This is a genomic window from Comamonas sp. Y33R10-2 (assembly GCF_019355935.1).
GTDB lineage: Bacteria > Pseudomonadota > Gammaproteobacteria > Burkholderiales > Burkholderiaceae_C > Comamonas.
This window is the reverse complement of the sequence record NZ_CP079925.1, coordinates 959,639-979,296: the sequence shown is the minus strand read 5'-3', so window position 1 is coordinate 979,296 and position 19,658 is coordinate 959,639. Positions and strand designations below refer to the sequence as shown.

The following is a 19,658-nucleotide window of genomic DNA, read 5'->3' as shown; positions in this document are numbered from 1 at the left end:
ATCCACTACACATAAAAACATCAGTGGATGCGATAATCGCCAACTTTCCCACGGGCACTCCCCCGATTTTTTCCAGGGCTACTCTCTCTTGGCTACAGAACAAGAACTGTCTGCATTCCTCAAAGGCGTAGAAAAGCGCGCATTCAAGCGCAGCTTTTTTCACGTCCGCGATGAAGATGCGGCCTTGGATATCGTGCAAGACAGCATGCTCAAACTGTCTCAGCACTATGGGGATAAGCCTATCAACGAGCTACCCATGCTGTTCCAGCGCATTCTCTCGAACAGCACGTTAGACTGGTTCAGACGCCAAAAAACCCAAAAAGCGCTGTTTACACACTTTAGTGATCTAGAGTCCTCAGACGATGAAGGCGGCTTTGACTGGCTAGAAACTTACGCCACCAATGCCGATGAAGCAGCGGCGCGCAATGTCGAAAATCTGACAGAACGAAAGCAAACGCTACAAAGCATAGAAAAAGAAATACAAGAGCTCCCAGCGCGTCAACGCGAAGCCTTCCTCATGCGTTATTGGGAGGAGATGGATGTTGCGGAGACCGCTGCAGCCATGGGCTGCTCCGAAGGCAGTGTGAAAACACATTGCTTTCGAGCCATCCAAACATTGAGCAAGGCACTCAAGGCCAAAGGAATCGAGTTATGAAATCCGTGCCCACACTCCAGCAAGAACAGGCCGCCGACCGTTTCGCACGCCACATCACAGCCCGCCTGAGCGAAGGCGAAGCTTGGCTGCCCTACGAAGTAACTGAGCGCCTGCGCGCCTCCCGCGAGCGCTCCGTCTCCGAGCGCCGCCGTGAAGCCTTTGCCCTGCATACTCAAACCAATACAGCGGTATCCGCTCAAGGCAATGCCGCAACCATGGGCAGCCCCAACGAGGGTACTGGCTGGTGGCGCGCGCTGATTTCGGCCATTCCTGTGTTTGCGCTGATTGCTGGCTTGGTAATTTACAACTCGGACAGCGAACAAAGTATGCTGACCGAAGTTACTGCGGTGGATACCGCCTTGCTGACTGACGACTTGCCTCCAGCGGCTTACTCAGACCCAGGCTTTATTCAGTACCTCAAGACCTCGGCCCCCACCTCGGAACATTAACAATCTCGCTTTTCCCGCTTTTCCTGCTTTACTAACTTGATGCCTACTGAAAAGCGCTCCATCCTGAGCTCCATCAACACCGCCGCCGTCATGGCGGCGCTGTTGTTGGTGGCTCTATCCTGGATAGGGTGGAACGTCGTGCAGCAAGTCAGACTCGCCCCCAGCTCGGTGCCTCCCTCAACCATGGCTGCATCTAAGACCATGCACGCCGACCCGTCCACGCGCCAAAAAGCAACGGCGCTCGCATCTGGCCCCCGCTGGGCTGAACTGAGCAGCCATCAGCGTCAAGTACTGTCGCCTTTGCAAGAGCGCTGGCCCATGATCAGTTCGGTACAAAAGCGCCGCTGGATCGCTCTGACTGATGGCTTCGATAAGCTCAGCGAACGCGAGCAAGAAAAGCTGCACGAGCGCATGGAGTCTTGGACGGACTTCAGTTCAGCCCAGCGCAATCAAGCCCGCCTGAACTTCGCAATCACCAATAAACTGGCCACAGACAAGCAAGCTCAATGGGAAGCCTATCAAGCCCTGAGCGATGAAGAAAAGCGCTTGCTCGCGTCCCGCGCCGCCCCCAAAGTGGTCACAGCTGCTCCCGCTATCACACCCCTAGGGGCCAAAAGGCTGACTCGCATTCCTGCCGCCACAGCAGCCCCTAATACAACGCCGAATCTGCCCAAGATTCCGCCCGCGACCATCCATCACCCACCTCCACCCGTGCCCTCTACACCGGCGATGGTGGAGACGCATCCGGTACGCACGCCTTCCATCATTGTGGAGACTGCGCCAGTAGATATTCCACGCGCCACGCCCATTACGCTGCCGCCATTAGATGCGCCAGCGCAAGAGTCGCACTGATCAACGCCTATCCCGCAATCCATGCTGCAATCGAAGTACAAGGCTCGCTAAAGCGACCTCTACAATGCCTCCATGCAGCAAGATATTTCGATTCGTGATGACAGAGCAGCACCTTCAGAAACTCCTAATTTCATAGCTCCAAGCCTACGCCGCAGAATGGCTTGCTGGCTTTATGAAGGCATGTTGTTGTTTGGCGTCGTGTTCCTTGCCGGCTACCTGTTCGGCACACTGTCCCAAACCCGCAATGCGCTTGATAACCGCCACTTTCTGCAAGCTTTCATGCTGGTAGTGCTGGGCATTTACTTTGTCTGGTTCTGGAGCAAGGGCAGCGGCCAAACGCTTGCCATGAAGACTTGGCATATCCGCGTGCTGGATGCCCAAGGTCACCCTTTAACCCAAACCCGCGCTTTGCTTCGCTATACCGTGAGTTGGATGTGGTGGCTGCCTCCTTTGGCAGTGCTCTACCCGTTTGATTTGCCTCCGCTAGAGGTGCTAGTGCTGATGGCGGGCTGGATTATGGTCTGGGCCCTACTCAGCCGCTTTCACCCCAAAAAACAGTTCTGGCATGACGCATGGGCCGGCACTCAACTGGTGCATCAAGCCCCCGCCCCTAAACGCATTCGCTGATAGCGCCCCATGAAGCCTTTAACACCCGACCCCGTCAACCCACAAAAAAGCCGCGCCGGCCTTTCTCGCGTGCTGCATGCTGGCGCCTATTCACTGGCCGGTCTCAAAGCCGGCTGGCACGAAAAAGCCTTTCAGCAAGAAGCCATCTGCGCTTTTGTCATGATTCCAGCGGCCTTCTGGCTAGGCACAAGCTGGGAGCAAGTGGCTCTGCTGGCGGGCACCATCACCCTGGTGCTGATCGTCGAGTTGCTCAACACCGGCATTGAAGCGGCCATTGACCGCATTGGCCCTGAGTGGCATGAGCTGTCGAAAAAAGCCAAAGACATGGGCAGCTCTGCTGTCTTATTGGCACTATGCCTTTGCGGCGCCGTCTGGGCTGCCGCTATTTATCACCGATTCATCGCATGACCAATCCTGCTTTTTCCCTCTGCGTGTACTGCGGCTCACGCCCCGGCACAAATCCTCAATTCACTGAAATCGCCAAGGCCGTTGGCCAATGGATTGGCTCACGCGGCGGCCAGTTGGTCTATGGCGGCGGGCGCAGCGGCCTGATGGGCATCGTGGCTGAAGCCACCCGGCAAGCAGGCGGGCGCGTGGTCGGCATCATCCCTCAAGCACTGGTCGATAAAGAGTTGGCCAACCACGGCTGTGATGAGCTGCATATCGTCAAGAACATGCACGAGCGCAAAGCCATGATGGCCGAGCGCAGCGATGCATTCGTCGCCCTGCCCGGCGGCATTGGCACTTTTGAAGAGCTGTTTGAGGTCTGGACTTGGCGCCAACTGGGCTACCACGACAAGCCCATCGGCATTCTTAACGTGGACGGCTACTACGACACCATGCTGCAGTTTCTGCAGTCCTGCGTCAAAAACGAGTTCATGGGCGAGTGGCAGATGGGCTTGATTGAAACAAGCTCGGACACCAACACTCTGCTGCAAAACATGGTTCAGAACGCGGGTGTGCAGATGGATACGCCAGCGCTACGCAGCGTCATCTAAAAACAAAAAGCCAGCTTTCAAGCTGGCTTTTTTCAATGCGGCAAAGCGATAAAGCAGCCTGCAGCGTTAAACAGCAGTGTCGTCCAGATCACCTGTACGAATGCGAACCACGCGCTCGACGGGGGAGATAAAGATCTTGCCGTCGCCAATCTTGCCAGTGCGCGCCACATTAACGATGGCATCTACGCAGCGGTCCACATCCACATCGCTTACCACTACTTCAATCTTCACCTTGGGCAAGAAGTCCACCACGTATTCCGCGCCGCGGTATAGCTCGGTGTGACCTTTTTGGCGGCCAAAACCTTTGACTTCCGTCACGGTCAAACCATTCACCCCACACTCGGCCAAGGCCTCGCGCACTTCCTCAAGTTTGAAAGGCTTGATGACGGCGGTAATCATTTTCATGGGGGGTCCTCAGTAGATTGAATTTTGCAACGCGCCAAAGACCTAGGCCTTAGGCGCGAAATTTATTGGTGATCGGATAACGCCAGTCTTTACCAAAACTGCGCACCGTTAAGCGTGGGCCCACGGGGGCTTGGCGACGCTTGTGCTCATTGATTTGTATCAGACGCGTGACACGTTCCACATCCGCTGCCGCAAAGCCCTTGGCCACGATGGAGCTTATGCTCTCATTATTTTCCATGTAGTGCGTGACGATGACATCCAGCACCTCATAGTCAGGCAGGCTGTCTTGATCTTTCTGATCCGCACGCAATTCGGCACTGGGTGGGCGCGTGATGATGCGATCAGGAATGGGGTCAAGCCCTGTGCCAAACGGATCATGCGCATTGCGCCAGCGCGCCAGTGCAAAAACTTCCGTCTTGAGCACATCTTTGATGACCGCAAAACCGCCGGCCATATCGCCATACAGCGTGCAGTAGCCCGTGGACATTTCGCTCTTGTTACCTGTAGTCAGCACCACGTGGCCAAACTTATTGCTCATGGCCATGAGCAGCGTGCCGCGAATGCGCGCTTGCAGGTTTTCTTCCGTCGTGTCTTCGGCGCGGCCCGCAAACGTAGTGGCCAGTGCAGCTTTGAAAGCCTCAAACTGCGGCGCAATATCAATTTCTTCGTGCTGCACACCTACGCGCTCGGACATTTCGCGGGCATCAAGCCAGCTGATATCGGCCGTGTAGGGCGAAGGCATCATCACCGTGCGCACTTTGTCTGCACCCAGCGCATCCACGGCAATGGACAACACCAGCGCCGAATCCATACCGCCCGACAGGCCGATGAGCGCACCCGGAAAACGGTTCTTGCCGACATAGTCACGCACGGCCAGCACCAAGGCCGACCACAGAGCGTGGTGATGGCTGAGCTGAGGCTTGATCTCACCCAACAGGCTGACGCGGCCATTGACGCAATGCGCGGCAACCGCAGCAAGGTCTTCCTCAAACGCAGCAGCGCGTGCTGCAATCTGACCATCAGAGCCCACCGCAAACGAGCCACCGTCAAAAACAATCTCATCTTGCCCACCCACCAAGTGGGAATAGATCACGGGCACTGCATTTTCAATAGCACGCAGTCCAATCACTTGCTCGCGCTCGGCCTGTTTTCCCCTATGAAAAGGCGATGCATTGATAACTGCCAGCAGTTGTGCTCCAGCCGCCACCGCAGCTTGGGCAGGGCCTGCGTGCCATGCATCCTCGCAAATCAGCAAGCCCACTTGAATGCCTTCAACCTCCACCACGCAAGGCACATTGCCCGCAGCAAAGTAGCGCTGCTCGTCAAACACGCCAAAGTTGGGCAGCAGTTGCTTGAAGTAGCGAGCGACTTGTTGGCCATCGCGCAGCACGCTGGCCGCGTTGTACAGCTGACCCCCGTCACGCTGCGGGTGGCCTATGACCAGCGCCAGCCCCGGCCATTGGGCGCTAGCTGCCTGCAACTCTTGCAAAGCAGCGTCGCAGGCATCTAAAAACGCAGGGCGCAGATACAGGTCTTCAGCCGCATAACCGCACAACGCCAGCTCTGGCGAGAGCAGCAGGCGAGCGCCATTGGCATAAGCTTGGGCAGCGGAGGCAATGATTTTCTGGACATTGCCAGAGAGATCGCCCACGACAAAATTGCGTTGGGCACAACAGATGGAAAGCGTCATGAAAAGCAAGCTAGGCGGTGAGGCGACCAGCCCCCGCGACAATCAGGGCATGGCCGAAAACACAATTATCACTCGCGTACTCACCAGCGTGCAGCAGCTAGATGCACAAAACTGGAATGCGCTGCTGGCCTCTCAATCGACGCCGACGCCCTTCATGCGCCACGAATACTTGGCCGCAATGGAGCAAAGCGGCAGCGCCACGCCTGAAACGGACTGGGTCAGCCGTGTCATCACCATCTGGCATCAAGGCGAATTACTGGCCGCCTGCCCCCTCTACATCAAGAACCACTCTTATGGCGAGTACGTTTTTGATTGGGCATGGGCCCGCGCCTATGAGCAGCATGGCCTGCCCTATTACCCCAAGGCCGTACTGGCCGTACCCTTCACCCCCGTTCCCGGCTCGCGCCTGCTGGCGCGCGCACAAGCGCTGCGCGTGGCGCTGGTCAAAGCCGTGCAAGAGTGGGCTGAGTCTGAGCAGCTGTCATCGCTGCATCTGCTGTTTGGTGATGCAGACGATTTAGCCGCCTGCGCTGAAGCAGGCTGGATGCAGCGCAGCACGGTGCAGTTTCATTGGACTAACCACGCCCCCACGCTCACCACTGCATGTAATTCGCTTATCCCCAAGGGACTCACATCTGACTTGGGGCAACCCGGTGACGAATCAACCCCCATCTCCTCCAACGAAGTAACTCTCTGGCGCGACTTCGAGCACTTTCTTGCTTCGCTCAATAACGATAAGCGTAAAAAAATCCGCCAAGAGCGCCGCAAGGTACGCGATGCAGGTCTGAGCTTCAGAGTCATGGAAGGCTGCGACATCAGCAGCGATGACTGGGCGTTCTTCTACCGCTGCTACGAACGCACCTACCTAGAGCACGGCAACGCGCCCTATCTGTCGCCCGCCTTTTTTGAAGCTATGGCCCGCACCATGCCAGAGTGCTGGGTGATGTTCATTGCCGAGCATGAGGGGCAAGCCATTGCAGCGAGCTTGATAGCAGTAAGTCCTAGAGAAACCACGAATTCAGCATCAAACTCTTTAGAAGCCAATACAGATCAAGGACATATAGCTATCAATAGCAGAGTAGCTTATGGCCGCTACTGGGGTGCACTCGCTCGCGTCGACAGCCTGCACTTTGAAGCCTGCTACTACCAGCCCATTGAATGGTGCATTGCCAACGGCATCACACGTTTTGAAGGGGGGCACAAGGCGAACACAAAATGGCCCGCGCCCTGCTGCCGGTGGAAACGCCTAGCGCGCACTGGGTTGCCCACCCCGGTTTTGCCGATGCCATTGCACGCTTTTTGCAGCGTGAAGGCGAAGGCATGGCCGATTATGTGCAAGACCTGAAGACGCACAGCCCTCTACGCAAAGCGTGATTTTTCACTGCACAGACAAAAAAAAGGCCGCATGTAATAAATACAGCGACCTTAAAGCTCAGACTTCCAGAGACATTCAGAAGGTTTCCCAGTCATCCTCGCTTTGCGATGACTTGCGCTGATTGCGATTATTCGCGGAGTCGGCCACCGCAGTACCCATTAAAGACTGAGGTGCTGTCTGCATAGCTGCAGGGCGCGCAGCAGCTACGCGGCGGGTTGTTTGTGCCAAGCGAGAAGGGGCAGAAGAAGCTGGCAAAGATGTGGGCGAAGACGTGGGTACAGAACGTGCGGCACTCCTAGAAGCTTGCTCATGCATGGCGCTAGCTGGCAACTGGAACACAGCCACAGCCTGCACCAAGTCTTGCGCCTGCTTGCGCAGCGAACCGGCAGCGGCCGCGCTTTCCTCGACCAGCGCCGCGTTTTGCTGCGTAGTCTGGTCCATCTGCGTGACCGCTTCGCCCACCTGGGCCACGCCCTGGCTTTGCTCTTGGCTAGCGGCGCTGATCTCGGCCATCAAGTCCGTCACGCGGCGAATGGCCGAAACAATGTCCGCCATCGTTGTGCCAGCCTTGTCTACCAGTTGGGTGCCTTGCTCCACACGCTGCACGCTGGTGGTAATCAGTCCCTTGATTTCCTTGGCAGCTTCGGCACTGCGCTGGGCCAGCGTGCGCACCTCACCCGCGACCACAGCAAAACCCCGACCTTGCTCACCGGCGCGGGCGGCTTCCACGGCTGCGTTCAGCGCCAAAATATTGGTCTGAAAGGCGATGGAGTCAATCACCGAGATGATGTCGGCAATCTGATGGCTGCTGTTGTTGATGCCCTTCATGGTCTCAACCACTTCAGCGACCACGGCACCACCTTGCGCCGCAACCTGCGAGGCATTCATCGCCATCTGATTGGCGGCGCGGGCGTTATCAGCGTTTTGGCGCACGGTAGAGCCAAGCTGCTCCATCGATGCTGCAGTTTCCTCCAGCGCACTGGCCTGCTCTTCGGTACGGCTAGACAAATCAGCGTTGCCCGATGCGATTTGCGAGCTGGCCGATGCCACGCCTTCAGCGTTCTGGCGTACGCTGCGCACGGTTTGCACCAGACTACCTTGCATACGCTCAAGCGCATTGAGCAACTGCCCTGTTTCATCTTGACGCTCTACATGAATGACGCCGCTCAAATCGCCATTGGCGACGCGGTCAGCAGCTTGCACAGCTTGCAGCAGTGGTGCGCGGATGGATCTGACGAGCAAGACGCCGGCAACAACCGCCACCAGCACCGCAATCACGGCCGCAATAATCAGCATGGTCACAGCCTGGCTATACACCTTGGCCGCATCGCTGGTTTCTTTCTTCGCTGCATCGCTGTTGTACTTGATCAGCTTTTTCAACGTTTCCGAAGATGCGTTGTAAATCGTCAGCGACTCTGCACCCAGCAGTTCCTTAGCTTTTTCTTTGTCACCGCTGCGAGAAACATCGAACAGCTTGGTGTGCAACGCCATATAACGCTCACGCTCGTTCAGAAACTGGGTATAGAGCTGGCGCTCCTGATCTGATCCAATCAGAGGCTCATAAATATTTTTCTCTTCATTGAGTCGATGCTGCAACTGATCGAACTGTTTTTCCACATCCGCGATATAGGCCGAGTCGGTGTTATTGACATGTCGCAACTCCAGCAAGCGTGCACGTACCAGATCGGTATTGAGGGTATTGATCACCTCCACGCTGGGCAACGCCTTGCCCGTGATGACTTCAGAGCTGTCTTGCATGGATCTGAACTGCATCAGTGCCATGATCACCATGGCGAGCAGCAGCACCACCAGAACCCCGAAAGTACCCAGAATGCGCGTGGAGATTTTGATGTTTTTCATATTTTGAACTGCCCTCTTTTCCGTTTGGATTTGTCGCAAACCATTGGGTTTTAGCGTTTACACATATAGAGAATCAGTTTCCCGCTCAAGCGCGCACCAAAAATTTTATGGAAACAAACTGACTTCCAAAATAATTCATAAACAGTGTAATTTGTTTTTAATTGTTTCAATTTCCAGATTCCTCATATATCGGTATTGGCTTACATACTGGTAAGAATATTCCTACATATTTTGAATAGATTACTCGTAATCACTCATAGTTAATCAGCCCAATTTTCATATTTATTAACATTTGATTTCTCAAAAAAGCATTCAAACCACCTCCCTTTTGACGCACATCAAGCCCAAAGCGAAGAAGTCATACAAAAAGCCCCGGCTGCTCACGCAAGGCCGGGGCTTTTGATCGAATCGCTACGTGCTTTAAGAGCGGCTAACACAACTCAGCAAATCGAAGATTTGCGATTGAGACGAGGCGCGAAGCCGCAGGCAGTACATGCGTACGGCAAGGCGAAGCAACGACATATCAAGGGTTGTGTTAGCGGCTCTAAGCCGCACGTAAGGCATTGCTCAACGCAGCAGCGTCACGCTCAGAATTGTTCCCAATCTTCATCATTGGTTAGCGCGGGCTTGGTTTTGGCCGATGCCACCATCTGAGCCGGTGCGCGTGGGGACGGCGCTGCACGGGGGACAGCACGCGGCTCATACGGCTGATGCAATTCATGCGACTCGTTTCGGCTGCTAATCCGCAAGCCTGCAGCTGAACGCACATCCGCACTAGCACCAGCACTAAGACCCGAGCGTGGCTTCAGCGCAGCGCCAGCAAAGCCTTGGGTCTGTTGGCCTAGCTCAAAGATCGCCACAGAATCCACCAGTGCTTTGGCTTGGCGCTGCAGCGAATCAGCTGCAGCAGCACTTTCTTCAACCAAGGCCGCATTTTGCTGCGTTGCCTGATCCATCTGCGTCACCGCCTCGCCGACCTGCGCAACGCCTTGACTTTGCTCGCGGCTGGCGGCGCTGATCTCGCCCATGATGTCGGTTACATGGCCAATCGCACTGACGATTTCTGCCATGGTGGCGCCGGCCTTATCCACCAGTTGTGAGCCCTGCTCGACCCTTTGCACACTCACGTTGATCAGTTGCTTGATCTCTTTGGCAGCATCGGCACTGCGCTGCGCCAAGGTGCGTACTTCACTGGCCACCACGGCAAAGCCACGGCCTTGCTCACCTGCGCGGGCAGCTTCAACGGCAGCATTGAGGGCCAGGATATTGGTCTGAAATGCGATGGAGTCAATCACGCCAATGATGTCGGCAATCTTGCGGCTGCTGTCGTTAATGCCCTTCATGGTGTCCACCACTTGGGCCACCACGGCACCACCACGGCCCGCGACATCGGATGCGCTCTTGGCCATCTGATTGGCCGCCTGTGCGTTGTCTGCATTCTGGCGCACGGTCGAGCCCAACTGCTCCATCGAGGCAGCGGTTTCTTCCAACGCACTAGCCTGATTTTCGGTTCGGGCCGACAAGTCCGCATTGCCTTGTGCAATTTCGTTGGATGCAAGAGCCACGCCGTGGGCATTACCTCGCACGCCCTGCACCACAGATGCCAGTTGGCTGCGCATTTCTTCCAGCGCATTGAGCAGCAAACCCATTTCATCGCGGCGTTCACTGCGCACAGCTCTATCCAGCTGACCGCCAGCAACAGCCTGCGCCAGCTCAACCGCCTTGGCTACCGGCTCAGTAATTGCGCGCGTCATGGCGACACCCACCACGGCCGCAATTAGCACCACCAGCGCCAGCGTGCCCATCAACCAATAGCGAGCGAGTTCATAGTTCGCTTTTTCAGCTCGCTGGGCCTGAGCAGCGCTTTCTAGTTGCAAGCTCATGAGCTTGCCCGTGCTCTCAGCCAACTGAACAAATGCTTGCTCAGACTGCCCCGCAAAGAACAAGCCCAGCTCATCGCCCATGGAGGCCTGGCTTTCTACCGTGCTGTAGTCACCCCCTTTGGCCTGAGTCAGCAGCTCTGCATGCAGCTTCAAAAACTGTGCCTTGTTGAGCTGATAGGCGCTAAAGGCTTGGCGCAGTGCATCGCTGCTGATCAAGCTATCAATGATTTTTTCTTGCTCGGCGATGGTCTTCAGGCGCTGCTCAATCTGTTGCTCATAGCCCTCCACCTCAAGCAAAGTCCTCGCAGTTGAGATACCTGCTTCATGGCGGCGCAAACGGTTGTATTCGGAGCGCATGGAAGCCGCGTTGTAGACGCTGGGCAAGGCCACTTCAGAGACTTCGCGCCCTGCTAAATGAATACTGGAAAGTTGCAGCCAAGCGACTGCTGCCAACAAGGCCGAGAAAAACACCAGGGTCACAAAGCTGATGCCCAGCTTGGTTCCAACGCGCCAATCAGAAATTTTCCAACTCATGCAATCCCCTCGCCCCTAGCGATCCAGCCAATAAAAAACGCACCCAGCGTTAGCCGCGGGGTGCGTTTCAAATTGTATCGATACAACAGTACCAAGCCTGTAGATCGTCACTATTAGAGAGCCTACATCGATTTCAATAAGCCCTCACTAGACCTACTAGGCCTTATTAAGCCTGATTAGCCCTTGTATGCGGCGATGCCGTCCACGATTTCCTTGTGCGCTTCGTCAACGCCCTTCCAACCCAGAACCTTGACCCACTTGCCCTTTTCCAGATCCTTGTAATGCTCAAAGAAATGCGAGATTTGTTGCAGCACCAGATCGTGGATGTCGCTCAGGTGGTTGATCTTGTCGTAGCTGGGCAGCAGCTTTTGTGTAGGCACAGCCAGCACCTTGCCGTCCACGCCGCCTTCGTCTTCCATGTGCAAGATACCGATGGCACGGCAAGGCACGACCACACCGGCTGGCAGGGGGAAGGGAGTCATCACCAGCACGTCCACGGGGTCACCGTCGCCTGCCAGAGTCTTGGGCACATAACCGTAGTTCACGGGGTAGTGCATGGCGGTGCCCATGAAACGATCCACGAACAGGCAGCCGGTTTCCTTATCCACTTCGTACTTCACGGGAGCGGAGTTGGCCGAGATTTCGATGATGACGTTGAAGACGTCAGGAGTCTTGGAGCCGGGGGTCACATTGTTCAGAGACATGATGATTGGAAGAAGTAATACAAAAAAGCCCCGACAGGACGGATAAAGCGTCAGCGCCTGCGGGCCACCCCGTAATTCTAGGCGCATGGCCTTGGCACTGGCATTACATGTTTGAAAGATGCGCGGGCTTACAACAAGGTTGCTAGAACACAATTCATCAAAAATTGAAGAGAAAGTGCCTCAAGTCCAATATTTGTATAGACAAGCAGCTATACAAATCATAGTCAAACGCCTCTTTAATCAGGCTGGCGCTGACTGCCGGCGGCGCACCGGGCCACTGCGAAGCTCCACAGCAGCCTGCACGGACTTGCGCAACCCCAAGGCAAAGCTCAGCTCAGCCACCACAAACAATGGGCCTATCGCCAAGCCCATCACATCATCTAAAAACGCGGGCTTGCGACCTTCGTAGTAATGGCCGATGAACTGAATCATCCAGCCCAGCGCAAACAAACCCAAGCCCCAAGCCAGCCACTGTGCAGTGGGTAGCGCCGCCATTGGCGTGGCCAGCGCCAACATGGCTGCGAGCAGCGCTGTCATGAACAAGCCATAGCGTATATCCAACACGCAGTAATACACCGCAGCCACGATGCCCATGAGCAAAGCCAGCGACAGCGGAACCCCAGCGAATGCCCCCCACCTCAGCCGAGCCAGCAGGGTGACCACGGCCTGCATGATCATCGGCACGCCGATGTAGTGGGTAACGATATTGCGCGGATCACGGTGGTAAGCCGCGTAGTTGGACAACTGATCGATTAGGGTTTTCATCGCTGCATCTCCTTGTCGCTTGTCCGAGCATGGTGGCGCAATATTCACCTTGCAGTCTGTCATACCAACGACACAAGACCTCATGCTATCAACCCAGCCTGCACTCGCCCCTGCTCCACCTGCCCGCAAACGCGGCTTTGAGCATGTCAGCCTTCATGACCTCTGGGCCATTGTTCAGGCGGGGCGCTGGTTTCACCACCTGCCGCAAGAGCTATCCAGCCACCTGCAGCACATCGCCCAGCCTCGCCTGCTTGCGCCTGGCGAGTGGCTGTTTCGCCGGGGTGATGCACCCTGTGGCCTGTATGCCGTGGCGCGCGGCTCTCTGAGCATCTCGGGCACAGCTGCGCTGCAAGAAAACACCCGCACGGCCTTGCTCACCCTCATAGAAGCACCCAGCTGGTTGGGTGAGATTGCCCTGTTTGATGGAGAGCCGCGCACCCACGATGCCTGTGCCAACACCGCCTGCGCTTTGCTGCAAATTCCCATAGCACCCTTGCGCGAATGGCTTAACGCTCATCCCCAGCACTGGCAGCCCATGGCTCTTTTGCTCACGCACAAGCTGCGTGCCAGCCTGATTGCGCTCGAAGAGCAAACCGTGCTGCCCGCCCCCCAGCGCGTCATGTGCAGACTGGTTCGTATGGCCATGGGCCACGAACAATGGGCCGAGCACACACGCACGCACCGCGAATTGGCCGTCTCCCAAGAGCAGCTGGCCCGCATGTTGGGGCTGTCACGCCAAACCACCAACCAAATCTTGCAAGAGTTGCAACAGGCCGGCTGGCTCCAGCTAAGGCGCGGCAAGCTGGAGATACTCGATCTCACCGCTCTGAAAGCCGCCTCTCTGAGCGGTGACATTCGCGCCAATTGCTGAAATGGTGCTGAAGTCCAGAATTTCTGGCCTAGGCTCTATTGAGACTTCGCGGCTGCGCACAAACCTCAACAAACTCTAGTCTTTTGCTGGATGCCGCAGGCTCGTTCATTCGCCTCGGCAAACTCAGCCCTGCCTTGCCGCTGGCTGTCCGTTTCTTACTGGACAAGCCTGCCGTCTCTTTGATAATGAAAGCAATGCTCCACGGCATGCACTCAAAAATCATTGCGGGCGATATATCCCCATCCGTTATCGCCTGCCATCACAACGGATTCTTCATGCCCTTGCCCTCCAGCGCCAAGCGCCAGCAACTCCCCATTCATATGCGCGACGTCAAATACCGGGGCTACACCCGAGATGACGGCATGTGGGATATAGAAGCGGAGTTGATCGACCAAAAAACATATGACATCAACCTGCACGGCAATCGAAAAATAACAGCAGGCAAGCCCATCCACCATATGTGGATTCGACTGACCATCGACGCCGCCATGGTCGTGCACGGCATAGAAGCTGCCATGGACGACCACCCGCTGGGCCACTGCCCTGAAGCAACAAAATCTATGCAAAAAATGGTGGGCTGCTGCATCGCCCGCGGCTGGAGGCGCGCAATTGCCGACAACTTGGGCGGCGTGGTGGGCTGCACCCACTTGCGCGAACTGCTGTTCAACATGGCCACACCTGCCTTTCACACTGTGCTCAACCAGTTCAACACCAACGACTCTGGCGAGCCACCGCGCCATCTGGGCCAGTGTCTGGGCTGGGACTTCAACGGCCCCGGCGTGGCCGAGTTCTACCCGGAGTTCAAAGGCTGGAAGCCGCTGTCTCAGCAGCCCAAACCAAGTGCCTAACAAGACTCAAGTGCAATCACTTAAAGCACTTACAGCTATCAAATTTAATAATTCATAGCTAAGCCCAAAGTGGCCCGAGAGAGGTCCGGAATTAGCGCTTACTGCACAATCGCACCATGGCAGAACGAGTGATTCCCTTGGTTGACGCGCGTGCGGCATCCCGCAGCGCCGTCGTCCCCAGCCTCTTGCAAGCCCCTACCGGGCTGCTGCAAGATCAATGGGGACGGCCTTTGCGCGACCTGCGCATCAGCGTTACCGACCGCTGTAACTTCCGCTGCAATTACTGCATGCCCAAGGAAGTTTTCGACAAAAACTACCCATACCTGCCCCATAGCTCACTTTTGAGCTTTGAGGAAATTACGCGTTTGGCACAGTTGTTTGTGCAGCATGGCGTGCGCAAGCTGCGCCTGACGGGTGGCGAGCCGCTGCTGCGCAAAAACATCGAAAGTCTGATTGCCCAACTGGCCCAGCTGCGCACACCCGATGGTCAGCCGCTTGATCTGACGCTGACCACCAACGCATCACTGCTGGCCCGCAAGGCTCAAGCTTTGAAAGATGCGGGCCTGAACCGTGTCACCGTCAGCTTGGATGGGCTGGACGACGCAGTCTTTCGCCGCATGAACGATGTGGATTTCCCCGTCGCGGATGTGCTGGACGGCATTGAGGCCGCACGCGCCGTCGGCCTGTCAGACATCAAGGTCAACATGGTCGTCAAACGCGGCACCAATGATGACCAGATCTTGCCCATGGCCCGCCACTTTCGCGGCACGGGCGTGACGCTGCGCTTTATCGAATACATGGATGTGGGCGCCACCAACGGCTGGCGCATGAACGAGGTGCTGCCATCGGCTGAGCTGATCGCCCAACTGCGCGCCGAGCTGCCGCTCATCGCGCTAGACCCCAACTCCCAAGGCGAAACCGCTGTGCGCTGGGGCTATGCCGATGCTTTTGGCCAGCACGACCCCGCGCTGGGCGAAGTGGGCGTCATCAGCAGCGTGACCCAAGCTTTTTGCGGCGACTGCAACCGCGCACGCCTGTCGACCGAGGGTCAGCTCTATCTATGCCTGTTCGCCAGCCAAGGCTGGGACTTACGTAGCCTGCTGCGCAGCGGTGCCAGCGATAGGGAGATTGCCGCGGCCATTGCCCCCATTTGGCAACAGCGCGATGACCGCTACTCGCAAATGCGCAGCGAAATGCCGCCGGATGCATCGCCCGCCCAAAGCGCCCGCCGCATTGAAATGAGCTACATCGGTGGCTAATCCCCTCATCACCGTTGACCAAATCACCGGCTGCTTGTTGGCAGGCGGGCGCGGTGCGCGCATGGGCGGGGTTGACAAAGGCTTGCAAAGCTTTCAAGGCCTGCCCTTGGCGCTGCATGCGCTGCAGCGCCTGGCCCCGCAAGTCGGTCCTTTGCTCATCAATGCCAATCGCAATACAGAAGCCTATGCCGCTTTAGGCAAGCCGCTGGGCGCCAAGGTCTGCGCCGACACGCTGCCTGACTACCCGGGCCCTCTCGCAGGCTTTATGGCGGCGCTTGCCCAGTGCCAAACGCCTTGGCTGCTGTGCGTGCCTTGCGACACACCGCTTTTCCCGCTGGATCTGGCTGCAAAAATGATAGCTGCGCATGAGCAATCATCGGGCACTGCAGACATCATCATCGCCCACGGCTGGGAGCATATGGATGGCGAAAGCACTCAACCCGGTAAGTTATCCGGCCAGTTGCCAGAGCTGCGTGCGCAGCCTGTGTTTTGTTTGATCAAGGCCAGCCTCAAGCACAGCCTTGAAGCCTTCATCACCAGCGGTGGCCGCAAAATTGATACATGGACAGGCCAGCACCGCTGCGCCAAAGCGGTGTTCGACCGCCCCGGTGATGAGCAAGCCTTTGCCAACGCCAACACGCTGGCCCAGCTGCATGCGCTGGAGCAAATCGCGGCAGTGCAGCAAGCCACGCCGCAAACAGTACTGCAAGCATTACCTCAAGCCCTGCAGCCCAACACAGCCAAGGCATAAACTACTGTGACAGCCCCAAGGCGATGCCTGCCTTGAGGTTTTTTCTTTTCTGCCGCTATGACTGCCACTTTTCAACCCGCCGCCGCCACCAACGCCCAGACGCTTACCACCACGCAGGTGCACCAGCAACTGGCTGCTTTGCTGCAACCGCTAGGCGCAGTCCCTGAAGTCGAGACACTGCCCCTGCCTGATGCTTTAGACCGTGTGCTGGCCACTGACGTGATTTGCCCCGTCAACGTGCCCCCTCACGACAACAGCGCCATGGATGGCTATGCTTTTGCGAGCAGCGAGTTAAATCTAGCCGCTGCCAGCCAGCAGCTGACTCTGCGTGTGATCGGCACAGCCTTGGCCGGCACGCCTTGGCAAGGCCCCATTCACGCCGGTGAATGCGTAAAAATCATGACTGGCGCTGTCATCCCTCGCGGGCTAGACACCGTCATTGCATACGAGCAAGTCACGGCAAGCGATGCAGGCATCGAGTTGGACACCAGCGCCATACGCGCCGGAGCCAACCGCCGCCTGTGCGGTGAAGACTTGAAGCAGGGCTCCGTCGCCCTAGCCACCGGCCAGCGTTTAAGCCCTGCTGCGCTGGGCCTGCTTGCCAGCTTAGGCCTGGGCCAAGTCAGCGTACGCAGGCGCCTGTGCGTGGCCTATTTTTCGACCGGCGATGAGCTGCTCAGCCCCGGCGATGCACCGCGCGAAGGCGCGATTTACGACAGCAATCGCTTTAGCCTGCAAGCGCTGCTGCGCCGCTTGGGTGCCAAAGTGCTCGATCTAGGCGCCATTCCTGATGAGCCCGCGGCCCTGCAAGAGCGCCTGACACAAGCCGCAGCACTGGCCGATGTGGTGCTCACCAGCGGCGGCATTAGCGCAGGCGAGGCCGACCACACCCGCGCCATACTGCAGCAAATGGGCAACGTGCAGTTTTGGCATGTAGCAATGCGCCCCGGCCGCCCGTTAGCTGTGGGCTTGCTCTCGTCCGCCAGCAGTAATTTATTAGCCAAATCAACCTCTAGTCAAGGCATTGATTGGACTGATAGCTCTCAAAACAAGAGCAAAACATCTTCAGCACAGCGCCCTAGCGTCTTGCTAGGCTTGCCCGGCAACCCGGTAGCTGCCATGGTCAGTTTTTTGATGTTTGTGCGCCCCGCACTGGCCATGCTGGCCGGCGAGCGCTCAGCGCCCGTGCCTCAACTACAAGCCATCAGCAGCGAGCGCATGCGCAAGCGCCCCGGGCGCACCGAATATCTGCGCGGCCACATTGAGCTCAATGCCCAAGGGCAGGCCACAGTACGCACCACAGGCCCTCAGGGCTCGGGCGTACTTAGCTCCATGGTGGCGGCCCACTGCATCATCGTTTTGGACGATGAACGTGGCGATGTGCTGCCCGGTGAAAGCGTCAACGTCCTGCTTTTGCAGGGCCTGATCTAAAGACAGACTTGCCGGACTTCATAAGATTTCGCCCAAGCCCAAGGCCAAGCCCATTAGAGAAAGAGACTCCATGCCATACCAAGCCACCCACTGGGCGACAGAACCCACAAGGCAGGCCATTGATGCACTCAAAGGCGTCAATTTGCTCGAATTCGGCACCCCTTGGTGCGGCCACTGCCAAGGCGCACAGCCGCCGCTGCAGTCTGCGCTAGCAGCTCACCCTGATCTTCCCCATATCAAGGTAGAAGACGGACCAGGCCGTCCACTTGGGCGCAGCTATCGCGTCAAGCTCTGGCCTACGCTGATCTTTTTGCGGGATGGCAAAGAAGTGGCACGGCTGGTGCGCCCTGAGTCTGAGCAGCAGATTTCGCAAGCTTTGAACTCCATCGCCCCCTGATGCGCTGAGGACTGTGACTCAACCCTCAGCCACAGTTTCTTATCGCCCGTTTTTCAGCGCCAGCTCCACGCCCTTGTTGGCCAGCATGTCGGCATGCTCATTACCGGGATCACCCGCATGGCCCTTTACCCAGCGCCAGTCAATGCGATGGCCGCTGCCTTGCACCAGCGCGTCGAGCTTCTTCCATAAATCAGAGTTCTTCACGGGCTCTTTGGATGCAGTCATCCAGCCCTTGGCCTTCCAGCCGTGAATCCACTCCGTGATGCCTTTGCGCACGTACTGACTATCAAGGTACAGCACCACATCGCAAGGGCGTTTCAGGGCCGCCAGGGACTCAATTACCGCCATCAACTCCATGCGGTTGTTGGTCGTGCCCAGCTCACCGCCAAATAATTCTTTTTTGACCGCGCCCGCTTGCAGCAATGCGCCCCAGCCGCCTGGCCCAGGGTTGCCTTTGCAAGCTCCGTCGGTATAGATCACAACTTGATTCAATTTTTTTCCTTGTTGCGCCAGACGCTGTCTGGCCGCTGCTTATTCGTCGCCGGTGCTTTCATGCCCACGGGTGCGCTGCGATTGCGCCAACTCGGGCTCATCATCCGGGTGCCCGGCACGCGTTTGACCGCGACAACGCAGTAAACACCGCCCAGCACGGGCCAGCAACGCCGGCCCACCGTTTCCATAAACTGCCAGCGGCCAAGCCACTGCGCACTTTGCGTGGCAGGACGATAACAGCCAAATTGCACAGCTTCGATCTCAAAGCTGAGCAATTGCAGCCAATCGCGCAAACGCCAGTAGCCCACGCCCAAACTTAAGTCGGGCAAATACCCCGCACTGCGCTCTACCCGGCGCTGCATCCCCAGCAAGCTCACGGGGTTCAAGCCACTGATGACCAAGCGCCCCTCGGGCACCAAAACCCGAGCGGCTTCACGCAAGACTGTATGCGGATCGTGCGATGCCTCTAGCGTATGCGGCATGAGCAGCAGATCGAGGCTGGCTTCAGAAAAAGGCAAAGCCTCCGCCGCTGTCATCAAAACAGGTTTTTGCGACAAAGTCGCCCCCCCATCCAGCCCGGCTTGCGCTAAAGTGCCTGCTTTTGAATGGAAATTCACATCTGGAACTGCGCCGGAGCCATCCAGCGCCAGCCAGCGGTGCGGCATGCGGTTATTGCGCAAGCCTTCAAGCTGCGGCAAGCCCAGCTGAAGCGCGTGATAGCCAAAAATATCCGCCACCGCTTCATCAAAGCGCTGCTGCTCCCATTCGAGGAGATAGTGCCCAAGGGCTGATTCTGTCCAGTGATGCATCTC

General features: G+C 57.1%; 20 protein-coding genes and 1 pseudogene. 13 read left to right on the top strand and 8 right to left on the bottom strand.

The annotated features are described in order from the left end of the window. The first annotated feature begins 88 nt into the window (after positions 1 to 88). From KUF54_RS04440 to KUF54_RS04415, 6 genes are all read left to right on the top strand, one after another. A complete protein-coding gene (locus KUF54_RS04440) occupies positions 89 to 655 on the top strand; it encodes an RNA polymerase sigma factor (RefSeq protein ID WP_219346267.1) in 567 nt (188 codons plus the stop codon). Further along, positions 652 to 1,104, top strand: coding sequence for a DUF3619 family protein (locus tag KUF54_RS04435; RefSeq protein WP_219345472.1), 453 nt, complete (start codon positions 652 to 654; stop codon positions 1,102 to 1,104). The genes KUF54_RS04440 and KUF54_RS04435 overlap by 4 nt, the downstream gene beginning before the upstream one ends. Before the next feature lie 39 nt (positions 1,105 to 1,143). Beyond that, entirely contained in the window at positions 1,144 to 1,956 is an 813-nt protein-coding gene (locus tag KUF54_RS04430) for a DUF3106 domain-containing protein (protein ID WP_219345471.1), read from the top strand. Between the two features lie 72 nt (positions 1,957 to 2,028). Next, positions 2,029 to 2,583, top strand: coding sequence for an RDD family protein (locus tag KUF54_RS04425; RefSeq protein WP_219345470.1), 555 nt, complete (start codon positions 2,029 to 2,031; stop codon positions 2,581 to 2,583). A gap of 9 nt (positions 2,584 to 2,592) precedes the next feature. After that, on the top strand, positions 2,593 to 2,991 hold the full coding sequence (locus KUF54_RS04420; protein ID WP_219345469.1) for a diacylglycerol kinase: 399 nt from the start codon (positions 2,593 to 2,595) through the stop codon (positions 2,989 to 2,991). Next, entirely contained in the window at positions 2,988 to 3,581 is a 594-nt protein-coding gene (locus KUF54_RS04415; RefSeq protein ID WP_219345468.1) for a TIGR00730 family Rossman fold protein, read from the top strand. The genes KUF54_RS04420 and KUF54_RS04415 overlap by 4 nt, the downstream gene beginning before the upstream one ends. A 66-nt stretch (positions 3,582 to 3,647) precedes the next feature. Here KUF54_RS04415 and KUF54_RS04410 read toward each other — a convergent pair whose 3' ends face one another. Beyond that, positions 3,648 to 3,986 carry a P-II family nitrogen regulator gene (locus KUF54_RS04410; RefSeq protein WP_219345467.1) on the bottom strand — a complete coding sequence of 113 codons (339 nt, stop codon included), beginning with the start codon at positions 3,984 to 3,986 and terminating at the stop codon, positions 3,648 to 3,650. A 49-nt stretch (positions 3,987 to 4,035) separates the two neighbouring features. Next, positions 4,036 to 5,676: an NAD+ synthase gene (locus tag KUF54_RS04405; RefSeq protein WP_219345466.1), complete on the bottom strand. Its 1,641-nt coding sequence runs from the start codon at positions 5,674 to 5,676 to the stop codon at positions 4,036 to 4,038. On the opposite strand from KUF54_RS04405, the pseudogene KUF54_RS04400 reads away from it, so the two are divergent. Further along, a pseudogene (locus KUF54_RS04400) lies at positions 5,603 to 7,050 on the top strand (GNAT family N-acetyltransferase). The gene KUF54_RS04405 and the pseudogene KUF54_RS04400 overlap by 74 nt on opposite strands. 76 nt (positions 7,051 to 7,126) lie before the next feature. On the opposite strand, the gene KUF54_RS04395 reads toward KUF54_RS04400, so the two are convergent. From KUF54_RS04395 to KUF54_RS04380, 4 genes are all read right to left on the bottom strand, one after another. Continuing rightward, positions 7,127 to 8,911: a methyl-accepting chemotaxis protein gene (locus KUF54_RS04395; protein WP_219345465.1), complete on the bottom strand. Its 1,785-nt coding sequence runs from the start codon at positions 8,909 to 8,911 to the stop codon at positions 7,127 to 7,129. Positions 8,912 to 9,498: 587 nt separating this feature from the next. Then, positions 9,499 to 11,328 carry a methyl-accepting chemotaxis protein gene (locus KUF54_RS04390; RefSeq protein WP_219345464.1) on the bottom strand — a complete coding sequence of 610 codons (1,830 nt, stop codon included), beginning with the start codon at positions 11,326 to 11,328 and terminating at the stop codon, positions 9,499 to 9,501. Between the two features lie 176 nt (positions 11,329 to 11,504). Beyond that, the gene (gene ppa / locus KUF54_RS04385) at positions 11,505 to 12,032 is read right to left on the bottom strand and encodes an inorganic diphosphatase (protein ID WP_219345463.1); all 528 of its coding nucleotides are present in this window, start codon (positions 12,030 to 12,032) and stop codon (positions 11,505 to 11,507) included. Between the two features lie 240 nt (positions 12,033 to 12,272). Next, positions 12,273 to 12,797, bottom strand: a complete 525-nt coding sequence (locus KUF54_RS04380) for a DUF962 domain-containing protein (RefSeq protein WP_219345462.1) — start codon at positions 12,795 to 12,797, stop codon at positions 12,273 to 12,275. 82 nt (positions 12,798 to 12,879) lie between these two features. Between KUF54_RS04380 and KUF54_RS04375 the strand changes: the two genes are divergently transcribed. From KUF54_RS04375 to KUF54_RS04350, 6 genes are all read left to right on the top strand, one after another. Continuing rightward, positions 12,880 to 13,668 carry a Crp/Fnr family transcriptional regulator gene (locus KUF54_RS04375; RefSeq protein ID WP_219345461.1) on the top strand — a complete coding sequence of 263 codons (789 nt, stop codon included), beginning with the start codon at positions 12,880 to 12,882 and terminating at the stop codon, positions 13,666 to 13,668. Positions 13,669 to 13,943: 275 nt separating this feature from the next. After that, positions 13,944 to 14,516 carry a DUF2889 domain-containing protein gene (locus tag KUF54_RS04370; RefSeq protein ID WP_219345460.1) on the top strand — a complete coding sequence of 191 codons (573 nt, stop codon included), beginning with the start codon at positions 13,944 to 13,946 and terminating at the stop codon, positions 14,514 to 14,516. Between the two features lie 116 nt (positions 14,517 to 14,632). After that, entirely contained in the window at positions 14,633 to 15,775 is a 1,143-nt protein-coding gene (gene moaA / locus KUF54_RS04365; protein WP_219345459.1) for a GTP 3',8-cyclase MoaA, read from the top strand. Beyond that, positions 15,768 to 16,526: a molybdenum cofactor guanylyltransferase MobA gene (gene mobA / locus KUF54_RS04360; RefSeq protein WP_219345458.1), complete on the top strand. Its 759-nt coding sequence runs from the start codon at positions 15,768 to 15,770 to the stop codon at positions 16,524 to 16,526. Before moaA ends, mobA begins: the two co-directional genes overlap by 8 nt. A gap of 57 nt (positions 16,527 to 16,583) precedes the next feature. Continuing rightward, the gene (locus tag KUF54_RS04355; RefSeq protein ID WP_219345457.1) at positions 16,584 to 17,957 is read left to right on the top strand and encodes a molybdopterin molybdotransferase MoeA; all 1,374 of its coding nucleotides are present in this window, start codon (positions 16,584 to 16,586) and stop codon (positions 17,955 to 17,957) included. Between the two features lie 70 nt (positions 17,958 to 18,027). Then, the gene (locus KUF54_RS04350; protein WP_219345456.1) at positions 18,028 to 18,354 is read left to right on the top strand and encodes a thioredoxin family protein; all 327 of its coding nucleotides are present in this window, start codon (positions 18,028 to 18,030) and stop codon (positions 18,352 to 18,354) included. Positions 18,355 to 18,393: 39 nt separating this feature from the next. On the opposite strand, the gene rnhA is transcribed toward KUF54_RS04350, so the two are convergent. Together rnhA and KUF54_RS04340 are read right to left on the bottom strand one after the other, a co-directional pair. Continuing rightward, positions 18,394 to 18,846: a ribonuclease HI gene (gene rnhA / locus KUF54_RS04345; protein ID WP_219345455.1), complete on the bottom strand. Its 453-nt coding sequence runs from the start codon at positions 18,844 to 18,846 to the stop codon at positions 18,394 to 18,396. Continuing rightward, a complete protein-coding gene (locus tag KUF54_RS04340; RefSeq protein ID WP_219345454.1) occupies positions 18,843 to 19,655 on the bottom strand; it encodes a class I SAM-dependent methyltransferase in 813 nt (270 codons plus the stop codon). Before KUF54_RS04340 ends, rnhA begins: the two co-directional genes overlap by 4 nt. Positions 19,656 to 19,658: the final 3 nt, after the last annotated feature.

Excerpts from the sequence above, each read along its gene's own strand:
- KUF54_RS04435 (WP_219345472.1), top strand. The coding sequence starts at position 652 with ATGAAATCCGTGCCCACACTCCAGCAAGAACAGGCCGCCGACCGTTTC.
- KUF54_RS04430 (WP_219345471.1), top strand. The coding sequence starts at position 1,144 with ATGCCTACTGAAAAGCGCTCCATCCTGAGCTCCATCAACACCGCCGCC.
- KUF54_RS04425 (WP_219345470.1), top strand. The coding sequence starts at position 2,029 with ATGCAGCAAGATATTTCGATTCGTGATGACAGAGCAGCACCTTCAGAA.
- KUF54_RS04420 (WP_219345469.1), top strand. The coding sequence starts at position 2,593 with ATGAAGCCTTTAACACCCGACCCCGTCAACCCACAAAAAAGCCGCGCC.
- KUF54_RS04415 (WP_219345468.1), top strand. The coding sequence starts at position 2,988 with ATGACCAATCCTGCTTTTTCCCTCTGCGTGTACTGCGGCTCACGCCCC.
- KUF54_RS04410 (WP_219345467.1), bottom strand. The coding sequence starts at position 3,986 with ATGAAAATGATTACCGCCGTCATCAAGCCTTTCAAACTTGAGGAAGTG.
- KUF54_RS04405 (WP_219345466.1), bottom strand. The coding sequence starts at position 5,676 with ATGACGCTTTCCATCTGTTGTGCCCAACGCAATTTTGTCGTGGGCGAT.
- KUF54_RS04395 (WP_219345465.1), bottom strand. The coding sequence starts at position 8,911 with ATGAAAAACATCAAAATCTCCACGCGCATTCTGGGTACTTTCGGGGTT.
- KUF54_RS04390 (WP_219345464.1), bottom strand. The coding sequence starts at position 11,328 with ATGAGTTGGAAAATTTCTGATTGGCGCGTTGGAACCAAGCTGGGCATC.
- ppa (WP_219345463.1), bottom strand. The coding sequence starts at position 12,032 with ATGTCTCTGAACAATGTGACCCCCGGCTCCAAGACTCCTGACGTCTTC.
- KUF54_RS04380 (WP_219345462.1), bottom strand. The coding sequence starts at position 12,797 with ATGAAAACCCTAATCGATCAGTTGTCCAACTACGCGGCTTACCACCGT.
- KUF54_RS04375 (WP_219345461.1), top strand. The coding sequence starts at position 12,880 with ATGCTATCAACCCAGCCTGCACTCGCCCCTGCTCCACCTGCCCGCAAA.
- KUF54_RS04370 (WP_219345460.1), top strand. The coding sequence starts at position 13,944 with ATGCCCTTGCCCTCCAGCGCCAAGCGCCAGCAACTCCCCATTCATATG.
- moaA (WP_219345459.1), top strand. The coding sequence starts at position 14,633 with ATGGCAGAACGAGTGATTCCCTTGGTTGACGCGCGTGCGGCATCCCGC.
- KUF54_RS04355 (WP_219345457.1), top strand. The coding sequence starts at position 16,584 with ATGACTGCCACTTTTCAACCCGCCGCCGCCACCAACGCCCAGACGCTT.
- KUF54_RS04350 (WP_219345456.1), top strand. The coding sequence starts at position 18,028 with ATGCCATACCAAGCCACCCACTGGGCGACAGAACCCACAAGGCAGGCC.
- KUF54_RS04340 (WP_219345454.1), bottom strand. The coding sequence starts at position 19,655 with ATGCATCACTGGACAGAATCAGCCCTTGGGCACTATCTCCTCGAATGG.